Raw genomic sequence first — 15,262 nt, 5'->3', positions numbered from 1 at the left:
AATTCGATTTCGTCGTCCCACCTCCGCACAGTTGAGTAGGGCTGTAAAAGCTGATGAAATCAGCGTAGTAGAGCCCACTCAACCACTGCGTCTTGCTCAACAATCCAAAGACAATTGAGAGGCTAGGACTTTTGTCCCAGCCTCCTATTTTATAATCACCATAAGGCTACCCCAAACTGCTTATTTTACTACGATATTAACCAATTTATTCGGCACACTAATAACTTTCACGATTTCTTTACCAGCGATTTCAGACTTGATTTTCTCATCTGCCAGAGCTATTTCTTGCAGTTCCTCACGGCTCAGATCCTTGGCTACGACTAGCTTCGCACGAACCTTACCCTTGATTTGAACTACGATTTCGACTTCTGCTTCGACCAGTTTGCTTTCGTCATAAGTTGGCCAAGCTACATAGGAGATGCTCTGGTCTGTTTGAGCTACTGACTGCCAGAGTTCCTCAGACAAGTGCGGTGCAAAAGGTGCCAGCAATTGGATAAAGCCTTTGGCATATTCGACATAGAGCTTTTCTTCCTTGTTGGCTGCATTGACAAAGATCATGAGCTGGGCAATGGCTGTGTTAAACTTGAGCTCCTCAATCTGCTCTGTGACAGCCTTGACTGTTTCATGGTAGACCTTGTCGAGAGCACCATTGTTATCCGCAACAATTTCTTTGCTTGTCATCAAACGGTAGACTCGATCTAAGAACTTGCGGCTGCCTTCCAGACCTTCCTCGCTCCAAGCGATGGATGCATCCAACGGCCCCATGAACATTTCATAGACACGAAGTGTATCAGCACCGTATTGCTCCACCACATCGTCTGGGTTGACCACATTCTTCAGAGACTTAGACATCTTGGCAGGTGCCTGTTCCAGTTCTTCTCCCGTTTCGATGTTGAAGAAAGAACCATCGCGTTTTTCCACCTTGTCTGTCGCTACAAGTGCTCCACGGTGATCACGGTAGCTTGTTCCCAAGATCATTCCTTGGTTAAAGAGTTTTTGGAAAGGCTCTTTTGTTGGAACGACACCGAGGTCATAAAGGAATTTATGCCAGAAGCGAGCGTAGAGGAGGTGGAGCACGGCATGCTCCGCGCCGCCGATGTAAATATCAACTGGCAGCCAAGCCTTGAGTAGCTCTTCGTCTGCTAATTTCTCATTGTTATGCGGGTCAATGTAACGCAGGTAATACCAGCTAGAACCAGCCCATTGAGGCATGGTATTGGTCTCGCGGCGTCCTTTGACACCGTCTTCGCGAGTCACTTCCAGCCAGTCGGTGAGATTGGCCAGAGGACTTTCACCAGTACCAGAAGGGCGGATATCCTTGGTTACAGGCAGGACAAGCGGCAGTTCATTTTCAGGGACAGCCGTTGAGGTGCCATCTTCCCAATGAATGATTGGAATCGGCTCACCCCAGTAGCGTTGACGGCTAAAGAGCCAGTCGCGCAGGCGATAGGTGACTTTTTCATTTCCGACACCTTCTGCTTCCAGCCAAGCAACCATCTTCTCAATCGCGGCAGCCTTGTCCAAGCCATCTAGGAAGCCAGAGTTGATATGTGGACCGTCCTCTGTATAAGCAGCGTCAGCAACATCGCCACCCTCTAGAACCGGAATAATCTCTAAATCAAACTGCTTAGCAAACTCCCAGTCGCGCTCGTCGTGTGCAGGAACAGCCATGATGGCACCAGTTCCGTAGCTTGCAAGCACATAGTCGGCAATCCAGATTGGGATTTCCTTGCCATTGACAGGGTTAATAGCATAAGCCCCTGTCCAGACACCGGTTTTCTCCTTAGCTAGGTCAGTCCGAGCAAGGTCGGATTTGAGGCTGGCTGTATGTTTGTAGTCTGCAACTGCTTGGGCTTGTTCAGCACTTGTGATGGCGTCGACAAGTGCATGCTCTGGAGCCAAAACAGCATAGGTCGCACCAAAAAGGGTGTCCGGACGAGTCGTAAAGACGGTGAAGTCCTTGTCTGTGTCCTTAATCTTGAAGGTTACATTAGCACCGGTTGATTTACCGATCCAGTTACGCTGCATATCCTTGATAGACTCAGGCCAGTCCAGCTCCTCCAAGTCATTGAGTAGACGTTCTGCATAGGCTGTGATTTTCAGCATCCATTGGCGCATAGGCTTGCGGACAACTGGATAGCCACCGCGCTCAGATGTCCCGTCTGGCAGAACTTCCTCATTGGCGATAGCCGTTCCCAGCTCTTCCACCCAGTTTACTGGCACTTCAGCTTCATAAGCCAGACCTTTTTCATAAAGCTTGGTGAAAATCCACTGGGTCCACTTATAGTAGTTGGGGTCAGTGGTATTGACTTCACGATCCCAGTCATAAGAAAATCCTAGGGCATTGATTTGACGCTTAAAGTTGGCAATGTTTTCTGCTGTAAAGTCAGCTGGGTCATTTCCTGTATCCATGGCATATTGCTCAGCCGGTAGACCAAAGGCATCCCAACCCATTGGGTGAAGGACATTGTAGCCTTGCGCGCGCTTGTAACGACTGAGGATGTCTGTTGCTGTGTAGCCTTCTGGGTGTCCTACGTGCAAACCAGCTCCTGATGGATAAGGAAACATGTCCAGTGCATAAAAGTTAGGCTTGTCCTTGTCGGTACCTGTCTTGAATGTATGGTGCTCAGCCCAGTATTTCTGCCACTTGGGCTCGATTTCTTTGTGATTGTAAGTTGCCATAATCATTTACTCTCCAACGATCTTTTCTGTGTTCTAGACACGTTTCTATCTATTATACCATTTTCAAGGGATTTTGAAAGCAACCGACGAAGGAGAATGAAGAAAATCTTTGCGGATCGACCTTGACTTATTTTTAAAAACAGATAGAATGAAAGCAAGTTTAAAAAAGTGAGGTTGAGGATGACAAGGAAGACTTTATTTCAGATTATTGAGCCCCATCAAAAGGAAAATGCGATTGAAAAAGCCTATGATGTGCTTATGTTCCTGACTATTATTGTCAGCCTGATCCCCCTGACCACCAAAAGTCACACAGGAATCTTCATGTGGTTGGATTTTGTGTCAACGATTATTTTTATTATTGACTACATCCTTCGGCTTCTAACGGCCGATTATAAATTGGGAAAAGGGAAGCTTTCTTTTCTTCTCTATCCTTTCACCTTTCTGGCGCTGGCTGATTTGCTCTGCATTTTGCCTTCCCTCTTTTTGTTGAATAATAGTTTGCGGCTCTTTAAGATTTTGCGCATGCTTCGGATCTTGCGCGTCTTTAAGTTCATTCGCTATTCTAAAAATATCCAAATACTGACCAATGTCCTAAAAAAGCAGAAGGACAGTTTGATGATCGTGGGTCTTTTGGCTCTTGGCTATATCTTCATCTCTGCCCTTATCATTTTTAATGTCGAGCCCAGCACGTTTCCTAGTTTTTTTGACGCTCTCTATTGGGCGACCATCTCCCTGACGACGGTGGGTTATGGTGATATTTATGCAGTTTCAACGACTGGAAAAATTATTACCATGATTTCTTCCCTTTTAGGAATCGCCATTGTGGCTCTGCCCGCTGGTATCATCACGGCCGGCTATATGAAAGAAATCAAAGAACTATAAAAACCTGTTCAGGAAGGCTCTAATGCCCTTCCTGAACAGATTTTTTGATTGATTAAATATTATTGAAGTCCTTTACCAAATCACCACGCGCTCTTCTGGACTGCGCCACATGCCGTCTCCTTCTTGGACATCAAAGGTCGTAAAGAAGTCGTCAAAGTTAGGTAGCTGGACATTTGTCCGAAGTTTAGCGGGCGCATGGACATCGACGTTGGCTAGAAGCTTCATGTACTCTTCGCGTCCCTTCATCCGCCAGATGCGGGCAAAGTTGGTGAAGAATTCCTCCGCAGAGAAATCAGCTTCTTTCTTGGCTGCTTCAAGAGCCGCTGCAATACCGCCCAAGTCCGCTACATTTTCTGAAACGGTCAGCTTACCATTGACCTTGGCACCGTAAGAATCTAGACCTTCAAACTGGTCGATGACTTTCTGAGTCCGCTCAGTAAAGGCTTGGTAGTCATGCTCCGTCCACCAGTTGTTGAGGCTGCCGTTTTCATCAAAGGAAGCGCCGTTGGTATCAAAGGCATGAGAAATCTCATGGGCAATAACCGCACCGATTCCGCCATAATTGGCTGAAGAGGACTGGTGCAGGTCATAGAATGGGGCCTGCAGGATAGCCGCTGGAAAGACAATCAGGTTTTTCTGAGGATTGTAGTAGGCATTGACCATATGGGCTGGCATTCCCCATTCTTTGTAATCCACTGGCTGGTTCCACTTGCTCCAACCGTACCTGATTTCCACTTGTCGCAGTTTTTGAGCATTTTCGAAGAGGCTGAGATTTTCATCCACAAGCTTGTCTGCGTAGCGTTCAGGCAACTCCTCTGGGTAGCCTATATAAGGCTTGATGACATTGAGTTTGACAATGGCCTTGTCCCGAGTTTCTGGTGTCAGCCAGTCATTGCTTGCGAGGCGCTCCTTGTAGACTTGGATCATGTTGGCTACTTTTTGCTCCACATCGGCCTTGGCTTCTGGGGAGAATTTTTGTCCAGCATACCAGAGCCCGATGGCTTGATTGAAAGGCGCTTGAGCTAGGTAAAAGGCAGCTTTTTTCTTGTCTTGCGCCTGAGGTGTTCCAGACAGGGCGCGACGATAAGCGCCTGCTAGGACACGGATTTCGTCAGTCAAGTAGGCTTCAGCTGACGCGATAGCGTTAAAGATAAGTACGGCCTTGAGCAGGGGCCAAGTTTCTTCGCAGTAGAATTGGTCGGCAGCCTGCCAGAAACGCTCCTCTGGTACGATAATCTGGTCAGGAATTTGCCCGATGAGTTGGGTGAAGATCGCATCTAAAGGTAGATTCGGTGCCAAGGCCTTGAAATCTTCCCACTTGTAAGGGTGGTAAAGCTTGGCATATTCTGAACTTTCCTCTCGTGATAGTACGACTTTGGCAATTCGAGCATCCAGTTCTAAAACTTTATCCAGTAAATCTTGGATTTCTTCTGCTGAAAATTCGAATTTTTGCAGCAAAGCTTCGGAAGATTCGCGCCATTTTTTCAAGAGTTTATCCTTTTGAGGATGCCCATCAGCATAGTAGGTTGTATCTGGGAGAATAGTACCTGGCGCATCTGCCCAGAGGACATTGATACGGGCGTCCATAAAGTCAGGCGCTACACCAAAAGGAAAGAAATTGGGCTTACCAGCCAGTTCAAACTCGGCAATCTTTGTGGTAAATTCTGCAAAGGAGTTGAGTGCTTGGTATTCCGCAATCAAAGGCAAAACAGGCTTGATACCGAGTTTTTCCCGCTTGTCATAGTCAGCTGCTAAACGGTGGTACTTGATAAAGTTTTGCAAAATAGCATCGTCAGGAACTTCCTCACCCTGCAACCATTTATCGGTAGTGGAGAGCATCAGCTTTTCAATCTCATCTGATAAATCTGTGAAGCCGCCGGTTACAGGCTTGTCATCTGGGATAACGGCCGTTTTGGCCCATTCGCCATTAATGGCGTCATAAAAATCATCTTGTAAACGTGTCATGTTTTTCTCGCTTTCCTGCTTTTGATATAACCTTATCAAAATTAGCTCCTTTTTTCAAATATTTCCTATATTGATTTTAAGGATTTTTTAAAAATTAACTTGACTTAATTTTCATTTTAATGTATATTAAAACAAAAGAGGTATAACAATGATTGAAATGAAAAATTTAAGTGTCAGTTATCAAGGACAGCTGGCCTTAGAACCAACTTCTTTAACAATAAAAGGACCGACTATCACAGGGATTATCGGACCAAACGGGGCTGGAAAGTCAACTCTCATAAAAGGTATGTTAGGAATTGTTGAGAGTGAGGGTCAGACCTTTCTAGATAGAAAACCCATGAAGCAAGAATTAAGCAAGATTGCTTATGTAGAGCAGAAAATTCACATTGATTATAATTTTCCCATCAAAGTCAAGGAGTGTGTGTCTCTGGGCTTGTATCCGAAGATCAAGCTCTTTCAACGCCTCAAAGCGTCTGACTGGGAAAAGGTTGCTCGGGCTTTGAAAATCGTTGGTTTAGAAGATTTTGCTGAGCGGCAGATTAGCCAGTTGTCTGGGGGACAATTCCAGCGGGTCTTGATTGCCCGTTGCTTGGTTCAGGAGGCGGACTATATTTTCCTAGATGAGCCTTTTGTTGGGATTGACTCGGTCAGTGAAGAGATTATTATGAAAACACTCCGTCAGCTAAGAAAAGACGGGAAGACAATTTTGATTGTCCACCATGACTTGAGCAAGGTGGTCGCTTATTTTGATCAAGTCTTGCTACTTAACAAAAAAGTCGTCGCTTTCGGATCAACTGAGAGCACCTTCACCAAAGAAAATATGCAGAAGACCTATGGCTCTCAGCTCTTTATGAATGGAGGTGCCTAGGATGATCCAGGAATTTATTCAAGGATTGCATGATTTTCATTTCCTACAAAATGCGTTGATTACGGCCATTGTGATTGGAGTAGTGGCTGGTGCTGTTGGATGTTTTATCATTCTGCGGGGCATGTCGCTCATGGGGGATGCCATCTCTCACGCGGTGCTGCCCGGTGTGGCCCTGTCTTATATTTTGGGGATTAATTTCTTCATCGGTGCCATTACCTTTGGCTTACTAGCTTCCATTATTATCACTTACATCAAGGGCAATTCTATTATCAAAAGTGACACGGCTATCGGGATTACTTTTTCTTCCTTCTTGGCTCTGGGGATCATTTTGATTAGCGTTGCCAAGAGTTCGACCGACCTCTTCCATATTCTCTTTGGGAATATCTTGGCGGTACAAGACCTTGATATGTGGATTAGTATTGGCGTGGGTATTTTGGTGCTGCTGGTCATTACTATTTTCTTCAAGCAGCTTTTGCTGACCTCCTTTGACCCGCTCTTAGCCCAAGCTATGGGAATGAAGGTGAATTTTTACCACTATTTACTGATGATTCTCTTGACTCTGGTATCTGTCACAGCCATGCAAAGTGTCGGAACGATTCTGATTGTGGCCATGCTGATTACACCAGCTGCGACAGCCTATCTCTATGCCAAGAGTCTCAAGACCATGATTTTATTGTCATCTGCCTTGGGGGCTGGTGCATCTGTTTTAGGTCTCTTCATCGGTTATAGTTTTAATGTTGCAGCAGGTTCTAGTATCGTTCTAACTTCTGCCCTGATCTTTTTGGTTTCATTTTTTATCGCACCAAAACAGCGGTATTTAAAAAGAAAAGTAAAATAATATATTTATGGAGGATTTCCAATGAAAAAATGTCGTTTCTTAGTTCTGCTTTTGCTGGCTTTTGTCGGCCTAGCAGCCTGCTCTAGTCAAAAAAGCAGTACCGAGACTGGTTCTTCAAAATTGAATGTTGTTGCGACTAACTCGATTATTGCGGATATTACAAAGAATATCGCTGGCGATAAGATCAATTTGCACAGTATCGTACCTGTCGGCCAAGACCCACATGAATACGAGCCTCTGCCTGAAGATGTCAAAAAGACTTCCCAAGCGGATCTGATCTTCTACAATGGGATCAACTTGGAAACAGGCGGTAATGCTTGGTTCACAAAATTAGTAGAAAATGCTAAGAAGAAAGAAAACAAGGACTACTACGCTGTCAGCGAAGGTGTTGACGTCATTTATCTTGAAGGCCAAAATGAAAAGGGCAAGGAAGACCCGCATGCTTGGCTTAACTTGGAAAATGGGATCATCTATGCGAAAAATATTGCCAAGCGCTTGAGCGAAAAGGATCCAGCTAACAAAGAAACTTACGAGAAAAATCTTAAAGCTTATGTGGAAAAATTGACTGCTTTGGACAAGGAAGCCAAAGAGAAATTCAACAACATTCCTGAAGAAAAGAAAATGATTGTAACCAGCGAAGGTTGCTTCAAGTACTTCTCTAAGGCCTACAATGTGCCATCAGCCTACATTTGGGAAATCAACACTGAAGAAGAAGGGACTCCAGACCAAATTAAAAGTTTGGTTGAAAAACTACGCAAGACCAAAGTGCCATCTCTCTTTGTCGAATCAAGTGTAGACGACCGTCCGATGAAGACCGTTTCTAAAGACACCAACATTCCGATCTACGCTAAAATCTTCACTGACTCAATCGCTGATAAAGGCGAAGAGGGTGATAGCTACTACAGCATGATGAAATACAACTTAGAAAAGATTGCAGAAGGTCTGTCTAAATAATAATAAGAGGTTGGGAAGATAAAATCCTAACCTCTTTATTTCTGAAGAACAAGCTTCATATGGAGTCGCTCTCAAATTTTCAGTCAAATTATTCGAAAAAAATCACTATTCGCAGTACAATGGAGCTATCAAACATGAATGGAGACTTCCTATGACAACTTTTCTCGGAAATCCCGTAACCTTTACGGGCCAACAACTGCAAGTCGGCGACACAGCCCATGATTTTAGCCTGACAGCTACTGACCTTTCAAAGAAAACCTTGGCTGATTTTGCTGGCAAAAAGAAAGTCCTCAGCATCGTACCATCTATCGATACTGGTGTCTGCTCAACTCAGACCCGTCGTTTCAATCAAGAACTCTCTGACTTGGACAATACCGTTGTTATCACGGTTTCAGTTGACTTGCCTTTCGCTCAAGGCAAATGGTGTGCTGCTGAAGGCATCGAAAATGCTGTCATGCTATCAGACTACTTTGACCATTCTTTTGGTCGCGACTATGCTGTCCTCATCAATGAATGGCACCTGTTAGCCCGTGTAGTCCTTGTCTTGGACGAAAACAACACTGTGACCTATGCTGAATATGTAGATAACATCAACACCGAGCCAGATTATGATGCAGCCATTGCGGCAGTTAAAAATCTATAAAGAAACATCTTTTTCAAAAAATGCACTCAATTCTCCCTAAGAGTTGAGTGCATTTTTGTCTTCTTGACCAAAAATACAAAAAGACAAACATCAGTTTTGACGTTTGTCCACGATTTGAAAGAGCCTGGATGGCTCTTTTAATTATTCTGAAGTTAATTCTTTCTGGGCTTCCTTGCCTTGATCCAGCAGGGCTTGGATAATCTTTTGATCACGTAGTTTGACAGAGTTGTTGATGGTCTCTGCAGATTGGATGACAGCCGCTTCTAGCAGAGCACGTTTTTCCCGTCCTTTATCAATGGCTTCGATAATGCCTTGGTTTTGTGCGACGAGGCTTTCTGCCAGCTTAGTGACAGACTCAACAGCGATAGTAGGGCTTTGGGAAATCCGTTCCAGCTGAGGAATGACTTCCTTGCTCGTTTCGGCGAGCATTTGCAGGGCAGCGTTATTGGCATTAGAGATAGCGTCAGCTACCTGACCAGACTTCATAGATTGCTGGAGAATGCCTAACTGGGCAATAGACAGCTTCATCGTTGGAATGGTATTGCGGCGGAGCATTCCAAGTTTTTGGCGCATATCAGAGGAAACCTTGACTAGGTTACGCATTTGAGGCGTTGTCGCCCAAGCCACATAGAGACGGCTGACATATTCAGTGTGTTGCTGCTCTAGGGTGTTGACCACCTCTGTCATTCGGGCTAATTCTTGCGATTTGACTTGGTAGTCAAGAGTTGTCGTATCTAGTTGAGCGACTTCAGCCTGCAGTTTGAGCGCCCGATTGCCAGCTTCTTGCTGAGACGCTTCAATAAAGGAAATAACTCCGACTAGGTTTTCAATCGATTTGGTATTGTCCTCAATCAGCATTTCAGCAGAAACAATATTGCGAGCCAGAACATCCTCTTGCTTGACGACGGTTGCAGCCATGCCGTCCATTTTCTGCTCAATATTTTGTGAGTCAAAATAGAATTCTTGAAGAATGTTTTTGCTCTGTTTGAAGAGTTTTTCCAGGAAATTAGGCTTTTTGTCTAGTTCTGCCACTTGAGCGTCCTTGTATTTTGCGACAAAGCCATTGAGTTCTTTGTTAGTGTTTTTTAAGAGCTCATCTACCTGAGGAATTTGTAATTTTTTCTGTTCGGCTAAGATACGATTGACAGTACCGTTGACTTCTTCTACAGCAGATTGGCCAAAGTCCAGCAAGGCATTCTGGTCCGATACGAAATTATCCACTAGCTGCGGAGCTTTAGCCGTAATCGCACTCTGTTGCTCAGGCGTCAGCTTTTCTAGAAAAGTGAGCTGGCCATTTTCTTGAGTCGTGTTGGCTTCGATGATTTCTGTTGTTTTGTCGCTTTTGCTGATGGCATTGTTGGCAATTTTATCAATGTCAAAGTTAAATTCTTGGCTCATAGTTTCTCCTTTGGTTTATCTAGCTTAAAAGCCGGTGTCTGTTTGCTTTTCTTTGTCTAGGATACGCAGGCTGATGTCAAAATCCCTCAAATCAGCTTCATTTAATTGGCGCAGCGCCTCGTCTAGGTCCAAGTCAAACTGCTCGATAGCTGCTTTGGCTTTGGCTAGCCGCTCCTCGGCATTATAAAAATCTTTGGGAGAGGCTTTGATTTTGAGGTAGCCTTCTAAAATATCTTCGTAGTGCTCCATCTGGGACTGATGAATGGCAGTCAGTTCTTCCTTGTTATTGCTTTCGGATTGAGAGATTTTTTGAAGAATGGCCTCGTGGTCAATCTGAATATTGCGAACCGTAGCGACCAATTCTGGGGCTAGCTCTTCTAGACTCGTTTTCTTTGGCTGTGCTTCCTGTTGCCTTTTCTCTCGTTCAATCTTTTGCAGTTGTTTATCAATTTCCTCGGTTACAGTAGTAATTTTAGTCTGAATGCGCTGGTAGACAGAGGCAGGAATTTCATCTCGCAATTCCTTAGCAACGTTTTTGATATAGGTGAGTTGGGGAAGAATTTGCAGGGCTAAATCCTGGTAGTCTTCCTTCTTGCCGTATTCTTGGTAGCTTTCTAATTCTTTAATACGGCGGTCAGCCTGCCCAATCTCTGCTTTTAAATCTTCAATACGGCCAATGCTGGCTTGTTTAGCTTCAATACGAACTCTTTTCTGCCTTTGGTAGCGATAGATTCCGTAGCCAATACCTCCCAAAATAGCAATGGGGATCAGATAGCTGGCTACCACTCCAGAACCAAAAATAATTGCAAGTATCCAAATCCAGCTAAACCATTCCGGCTGCTGGTTAGAATAATTCTTTCTTCTTGACATGAACCTTTCTCTTTCTTCTCAATATGATATCTCTATTTTAACATAAAAGCTGGTTTTTGAAGGAGAAAGATTGATATATTCAATCGCACTTTTAGATTTGATGAGAATGTTTGCCTCATCAAGAAAGAGCTTTGCTTCCTTTCCTGCAAGCAAGCGCAAGAGTTCTTTTTTATCACAAGTGGGCAAACAAGAATCGCAAGGAATCCCCTGCGATTCTTGTTTTATCAGTCCATTTCTGGGAAAAGTTTGGCCAGTATTTTAGGTGTGATACTTTGCCCCGGCCCCTCAGCGCAATAGGTGTGCATATACATAGAGGGGTTGAAGTTGAGCTCGATGCAGGTACAGTTGGGATTTTCCTTTGTGGAAATAGCAGAGCTGTCAGGGATGATTAGGTCAACGCCACAAGCCCAAGCTCCCATAGCCTTTGCCATGTCCGCAGCTAGTTCTTTATAAGATGGGTGCATGCTGTCTGTGACGTCAATCGAGTCTCCGCCAGTAGAAATATTGGAATTGCGCCGCAAGTTAACTTTAACTCCAGCAGGCAAGATATCATCTGCTCCATAGCCTTGCTGGTCCAGCATGAGCAACTCAATGTCTCCCAGTTCAATGATTTCGAGCGGTGATCGATGGTCTCGACCGCGCAGGGGATTGTCGTTTTTGATGGCAACCAATTCTCTCACGGTGTGTTGACCGTCTCCAACGACATTAGCTGCCACGCGCAAGAGGACTGCCTCACATTGACCGTCTAAGACAAAGAAGCGGTATTCCGTTCCAGAGATGAATTCCTCCACCAAGACGGCAGCGTCTTCTGAAAAAGCAATCTCCAAAGCCTTGCGATAGGCTTCCAGGCTAGCTGGTTCTTGGAAGATAGAGATGCCCAGTCCGAAGTTAGTTGACTTAGGTTTGACAACAATTTGTCGGTTTTTAATCAAAGGATAGTAGGCCAGTCCTTCTTCAAGAGAAGAAAACTCTGCCCCAGCCGGAACAGGAAAATCAGCTGCTGCCAAAATCTTTTTGGTGACTGTTTTATTGGCCATGGCCAGAGGGATGACATAGTTATCCTTAGAGGTCATGTTTCCGTTTTTGACATACTCCACATGCTGACCATGCCAGAGCTTGAGAAATTGATCGTTTTCATCTAAAATTTCGAGGTGGAGTCCTTTCTGGAGAGCGTCAAACATCAGCATTTGAGTGGACAGCTCCATCTTTTCGTAGCCCTTGAGGGCGTAGGGTGCAGTCCAGGCGTAATCTCGATATTTCCGTGCTTTTGCCAGTCCAAATGCTGATAGGGAATTCTTTTCAATATGGGGCAATAATTGCCCTGCCAGAGTCAGCTTGGGCTCAGCCAGCGTAGCTCTGACTTGCGTTAGCAATTGACGGTAGGAGGCAGGGAGATTGAAATGCTGAATCACATTTTCCATAGCTTGGAGAATAGCAGAGCTGTCGGCCCCTGCAGGTAGAGGCGTCAAGGGGTGAGCCAGAGCAACGGCATCGTTGAGAGCATGAGCCGCTTGTAGCTGTGTATCACTATCTGTCACATCATCCAGCCACAATAGAGCCAAGAGAAAGAGATGGACCGTGTCCAAGGTTTCCTGACTGATGCCCAAAACGTCGAAAGGATTGAGGTCGAAACAGCGCAGTTCCAAGTAAGTAATGCCTTGTTCCAGATAGTCTTGATTTCGTTTTTGACCGCGAAAGCGCACAGGCGAGTAAAATTCCTTTTCTGCACTGAGGTCGCCAGACTCGACATAGTCCTCGATGTCCGAGACATAGCTTTCCAGCGAGCGAAATGATACATGAACATGCTCCTCATTGACGTAGCCGTGATGGCTATTGCGGAGTGAACGGACAGGAGCCTCAACTGGCTCATCGTAAAAGTCAGCTTCTGCCAGTGGAGCTGCACCATAAAGATAGGTCAAGAACCAGCGGAAACGAAGGAAATTGCGAGCTAATTTGAGATAGAGAGCATTTTTAAAATCCTTGAAGGAAGAAAAGCCGCTAGCTTCAAAGAGAGCCGTCATCAAATCTTTTCCTAGCTCGATATTGTAATGAATGCCGGAAATGGTCTGGAGCCGTTTGCCATATTTTTCTGCTAAACCTTGACGATAATGGAGTTCGTAGGTATTTTCGAGGTGGGCAATTTCAATCTCGTCTTCTCGGAGTTGGGGAGGCATGGACAAGGGCCACATGAGTTCATCTTGGGGAATGGAGCGTCCAGCTACATCGGTGATGGCACCCAGCAGGCGACGGGCCTCCTGAGTTGAAGAGGCGATGGGCGTAATTAATTCGAGCTGTTGCTCGCTAAAATCCGTCTGGATATAGGGATGAAAACTCCGAGAACCCAGAGAGCTGGGATGGGGAGTTGATGCCAGTGTCCCAGCCTCTGTCACGCGTAGGGATTCTCTCTCCAGTCCAAAAGTCGCCTGTAAGATCGGGCTGGCAGGGTCTAGCTTTTCGAGTAAACGATCAATAGTCATTATTTTTTCCGTCCTTAGTATAGTACTTTCAGTCTATTATAAAAAAGGCCAGAAAACAACTATTCACTACGTTTTTAATGAATTTCCGAACTTTTATCGCCATTTGTTGGATATATTTCGTTAAAATAGAAAAATCCAAAAAGAATTATTCGCTTTCAAAAGTGAAAATCCAAATTTAAAAGATACCTGATCTTGAAAAAAATTCAAAATTTTCTTATAATAAAGTGTAAGATACGTTTGCAGGTGAAACTCCTGCCTTGTAGATTAAGAAAGGAAGAGCTCTTGTGGCTCAGACGAAATTATGACATCAGTTGTTGTTGTAGGAACCCAATGGGGAGATGAAGGAAAAGGGAAAATTACGGATTTCCTTTCGGCCAATGCTGAAGTGATTGCCCGCTACCAAGGCGGTGACAATGCTGGACATACGATTGTGATTGACGGGAAAAAATATAAATTGCACTTGATTCCGTCAGGAATTTTCTTCCCAGAAAAGATCTCAGTGATCGGAAATGGGATGGTGGTCAATCCTAAATCTCTGGTCAAGGAGTTGGCTTATCTGCACCAAGAAGGTGTTACCACAGATAATTTACGCATTTCAGACCGTGCCCATGTCATTCTGCCTTACCATATCGAGCTGGATCGTCTGCAAGAGGAAGCTAAAGGCGACAATAAAATCGGAACGACGATCAAGGGAATCGGTCCTGCCTACATGGACAAGGCTGCGCGTGTTGGTATCCGTATCGCTGACCTCTTGGATAAAGACATTTTCAGAGAGCGCTTGGAACGGAATCTTACTGAGAAAAACCGCCTCTTTGAGAAATTGTACGATAGCCAAGCGATGGGCGTTGACGATATTTTTGAAGAATATTATGAATACGGTCAGCAAATCAAGCAGTATGTGACTGACACATCTGTCATCCTTAACGATGCGCTGGATCAAGGCAAGCGTGTCCTCTTTGAAGGGGCTCAAGGCGTCATGCTGGATATTGACCAAGGTACCTATCCATTTGTAACGTCATCTAACCCAGTTGCTGGTGGGGTGACGATTGGTTCAGGTGTTGGTCCAAGCAAGATTGACAAGGTAGTTGGTGTCTGCAAGGCCTATACGAGCCGTGTCGGTGATGGACCATTCCCAACTGAATTGTTTGATGAAGTGGGCGAACGTATCCGCGAAGTGGGCCATGAATACGGTACAACGACGGGCCGTCCGCGTCGAGTGGGCTGGTTTGACTCCGTTGTGATGCGCCACAGCCGCCGTGTATCAGGAATTACCAACCTTTCTCTCAACTCCATTGACGTTTTGAGTGGTCTGGATACAGTCAAAATCTGTGTAGCCTACGATTTGGATGGGGAGCGAATCGACCATTATCCAGCAAGTTTGGAGCAGCTCAAGCGCTGCAAGCCAATCTACGAAGAATTGCCAGGCTGGTCAGAAGACATCACAGGTGTCCGCAGTCTAGAGGATCTTCCAGAAAATGCCCGCAATTATGTTCGCCGTGTCAGCGAACTGGTTGGAGTCCGCATTTCAACCTTCTCAGTCGGACCAGGTCGCGAGCAGACCAATATCTTGGAAAGCGTTTGGTCAAGTTTATAAGCAAGTGAAGACAAGAGAGTGGGACAGAAATCGGTAATTCGTTAGAATTCGATTTCGTCGTCCCACCTCCGCACAGTTGAGTAGGGCTGTA

Annotated in this window: 11 protein-coding genes; 6 read left to right on the top strand and 5 right to left on the bottom strand. The window is 45.1% G+C overall.

Annotation, left to right across the window (positions count from 1 at the left end):
* Positions 1 to 180: 180 nt before the first annotated feature.
* Positions 181 to 2,682 (bottom strand): leucine--tRNA ligase, encoded by a 2,502-nt coding sequence (gene leuS, locus A0765_RS01495; RefSeq protein ID WP_062004309.1) that lies wholly within the window; start codon positions 2,680 to 2,682, stop codon positions 181 to 183.
* A 180-nt stretch (positions 2,683 to 2,862) separates the two neighbouring features.
* Here leuS and A0765_RS01490 point away from each other — a divergent pair, with 180 nt between their 5' ends.
* Positions 2,863 to 3,564, top strand: a complete 702-nt coding sequence (locus tag A0765_RS01490; RefSeq protein WP_062004305.1) for an ion transporter — start codon at positions 2,863 to 2,865, stop codon at positions 3,562 to 3,564.
* A 72-nt stretch (positions 3,565 to 3,636) separates the two neighbouring features.
* Here the strand turns inward: A0765_RS01490 and A0765_RS01485 are convergent, their stop codons facing one another.
* Positions 3,637 to 5,529, bottom strand: coding sequence for a M13 family metallopeptidase (locus A0765_RS01485; protein ID WP_062004308.1), 1,893 nt, complete (start codon positions 5,527 to 5,529; stop codon positions 3,637 to 3,639).
* Between the two features lie 148 nt (positions 5,530 to 5,677).
* Here A0765_RS01485 and A0765_RS01480 point away from each other — a divergent pair, with 148 nt between their 5' ends.
* The 4 genes from A0765_RS01480 (at position 5,678) to tpx (ending at position 8,832) form a co-directional block, all read left to right on the top strand.
* Complete coding sequence (locus tag A0765_RS01480) at positions 5,678 to 6,397, top strand: metal ABC transporter ATP-binding protein (RefSeq protein ID WP_062004303.1); 720 nt, start codon at positions 5,678 to 5,680, stop codon at positions 6,395 to 6,397.
* A 1-nt stretch (position 6,398) separates the two neighbouring features.
* Positions 6,399 to 7,235: a metal ABC transporter permease gene (locus tag A0765_RS01475; RefSeq protein WP_015605901.1), complete on the top strand. Its 837-nt coding sequence runs from the start codon at positions 6,399 to 6,401 to the stop codon at positions 7,233 to 7,235.
* A gap of 21 nt (positions 7,236 to 7,256) precedes the next feature.
* Positions 7,257 to 8,189 (top strand): metal ABC transporter substrate-binding lipoprotein/adhesin ScbA, encoded by a 933-nt coding sequence (gene scbA, locus A0765_RS01470; protein ID WP_062004301.1) that lies wholly within the window; start codon positions 7,257 to 7,259, stop codon positions 8,187 to 8,189.
* A gap of 151 nt (positions 8,190 to 8,340) precedes the next feature.
* Entirely contained in the window at positions 8,341 to 8,832 is a 492-nt protein-coding gene (tpx, locus tag A0765_RS01465) for a thiol peroxidase (RefSeq protein WP_062004299.1), read from the top strand.
* 141 nt (positions 8,833 to 8,973) lie between these two features.
* On the opposite strand, the gene A0765_RS01460 is transcribed toward tpx, so the two are convergent.
* The 3 genes from A0765_RS01460 to gshAB form a co-directional block, all read right to left on the bottom strand.
* Positions 8,974 to 10,230 carry a toxic anion resistance protein gene (locus tag A0765_RS01460; protein ID WP_062004297.1) on the bottom strand — a complete coding sequence of 419 codons (1,257 nt, stop codon included), beginning with the start codon at positions 10,228 to 10,230 and terminating at the stop codon, positions 8,974 to 8,976.
* A gap of 24 nt (positions 10,231 to 10,254) precedes the next feature.
* Positions 10,255 to 11,100 carry a hypothetical protein gene (locus A0765_RS01455; RefSeq protein ID WP_062004295.1) on the bottom strand — a complete coding sequence of 282 codons (846 nt, stop codon included), beginning with the start codon at positions 11,098 to 11,100 and terminating at the stop codon, positions 10,255 to 10,257.
* A gap of 224 nt (positions 11,101 to 11,324) precedes the next feature.
* Positions 11,325 to 13,577, bottom strand: coding sequence for a bifunctional glutamate--cysteine ligase GshA/glutathione synthetase GshB (gene gshAB, locus A0765_RS01450; protein WP_062004293.1), 2,253 nt, complete (start codon positions 13,575 to 13,577; stop codon positions 11,325 to 11,327).
* Positions 13,578 to 13,878: 301 nt separating this feature from the next.
* On the opposite strand from gshAB, the gene A0765_RS01445 reads away from it, so the two are divergent.
* Positions 13,879 to 15,171 carry an adenylosuccinate synthase gene (locus A0765_RS01445; protein ID WP_062004291.1) on the top strand — a complete coding sequence of 431 codons (1,293 nt, stop codon included), beginning with the start codon at positions 13,879 to 13,881 and terminating at the stop codon, positions 15,169 to 15,171.
* Positions 15,172 to 15,262 lie beyond the last annotated feature (91 nt).

Source organism: Streptococcus cristatus, from assembly GCF_001588905.1.
GTDB classification, from domain to species: domain Bacteria; phylum Bacillota; class Bacilli; order Lactobacillales; family Streptococcaceae; genus Streptococcus; species Streptococcus cristatus_N.
The sequence above is the reverse complement of the archived record's forward strand: the minus strand, read 5'-3'. Positions and strand labels throughout refer to the sequence as shown.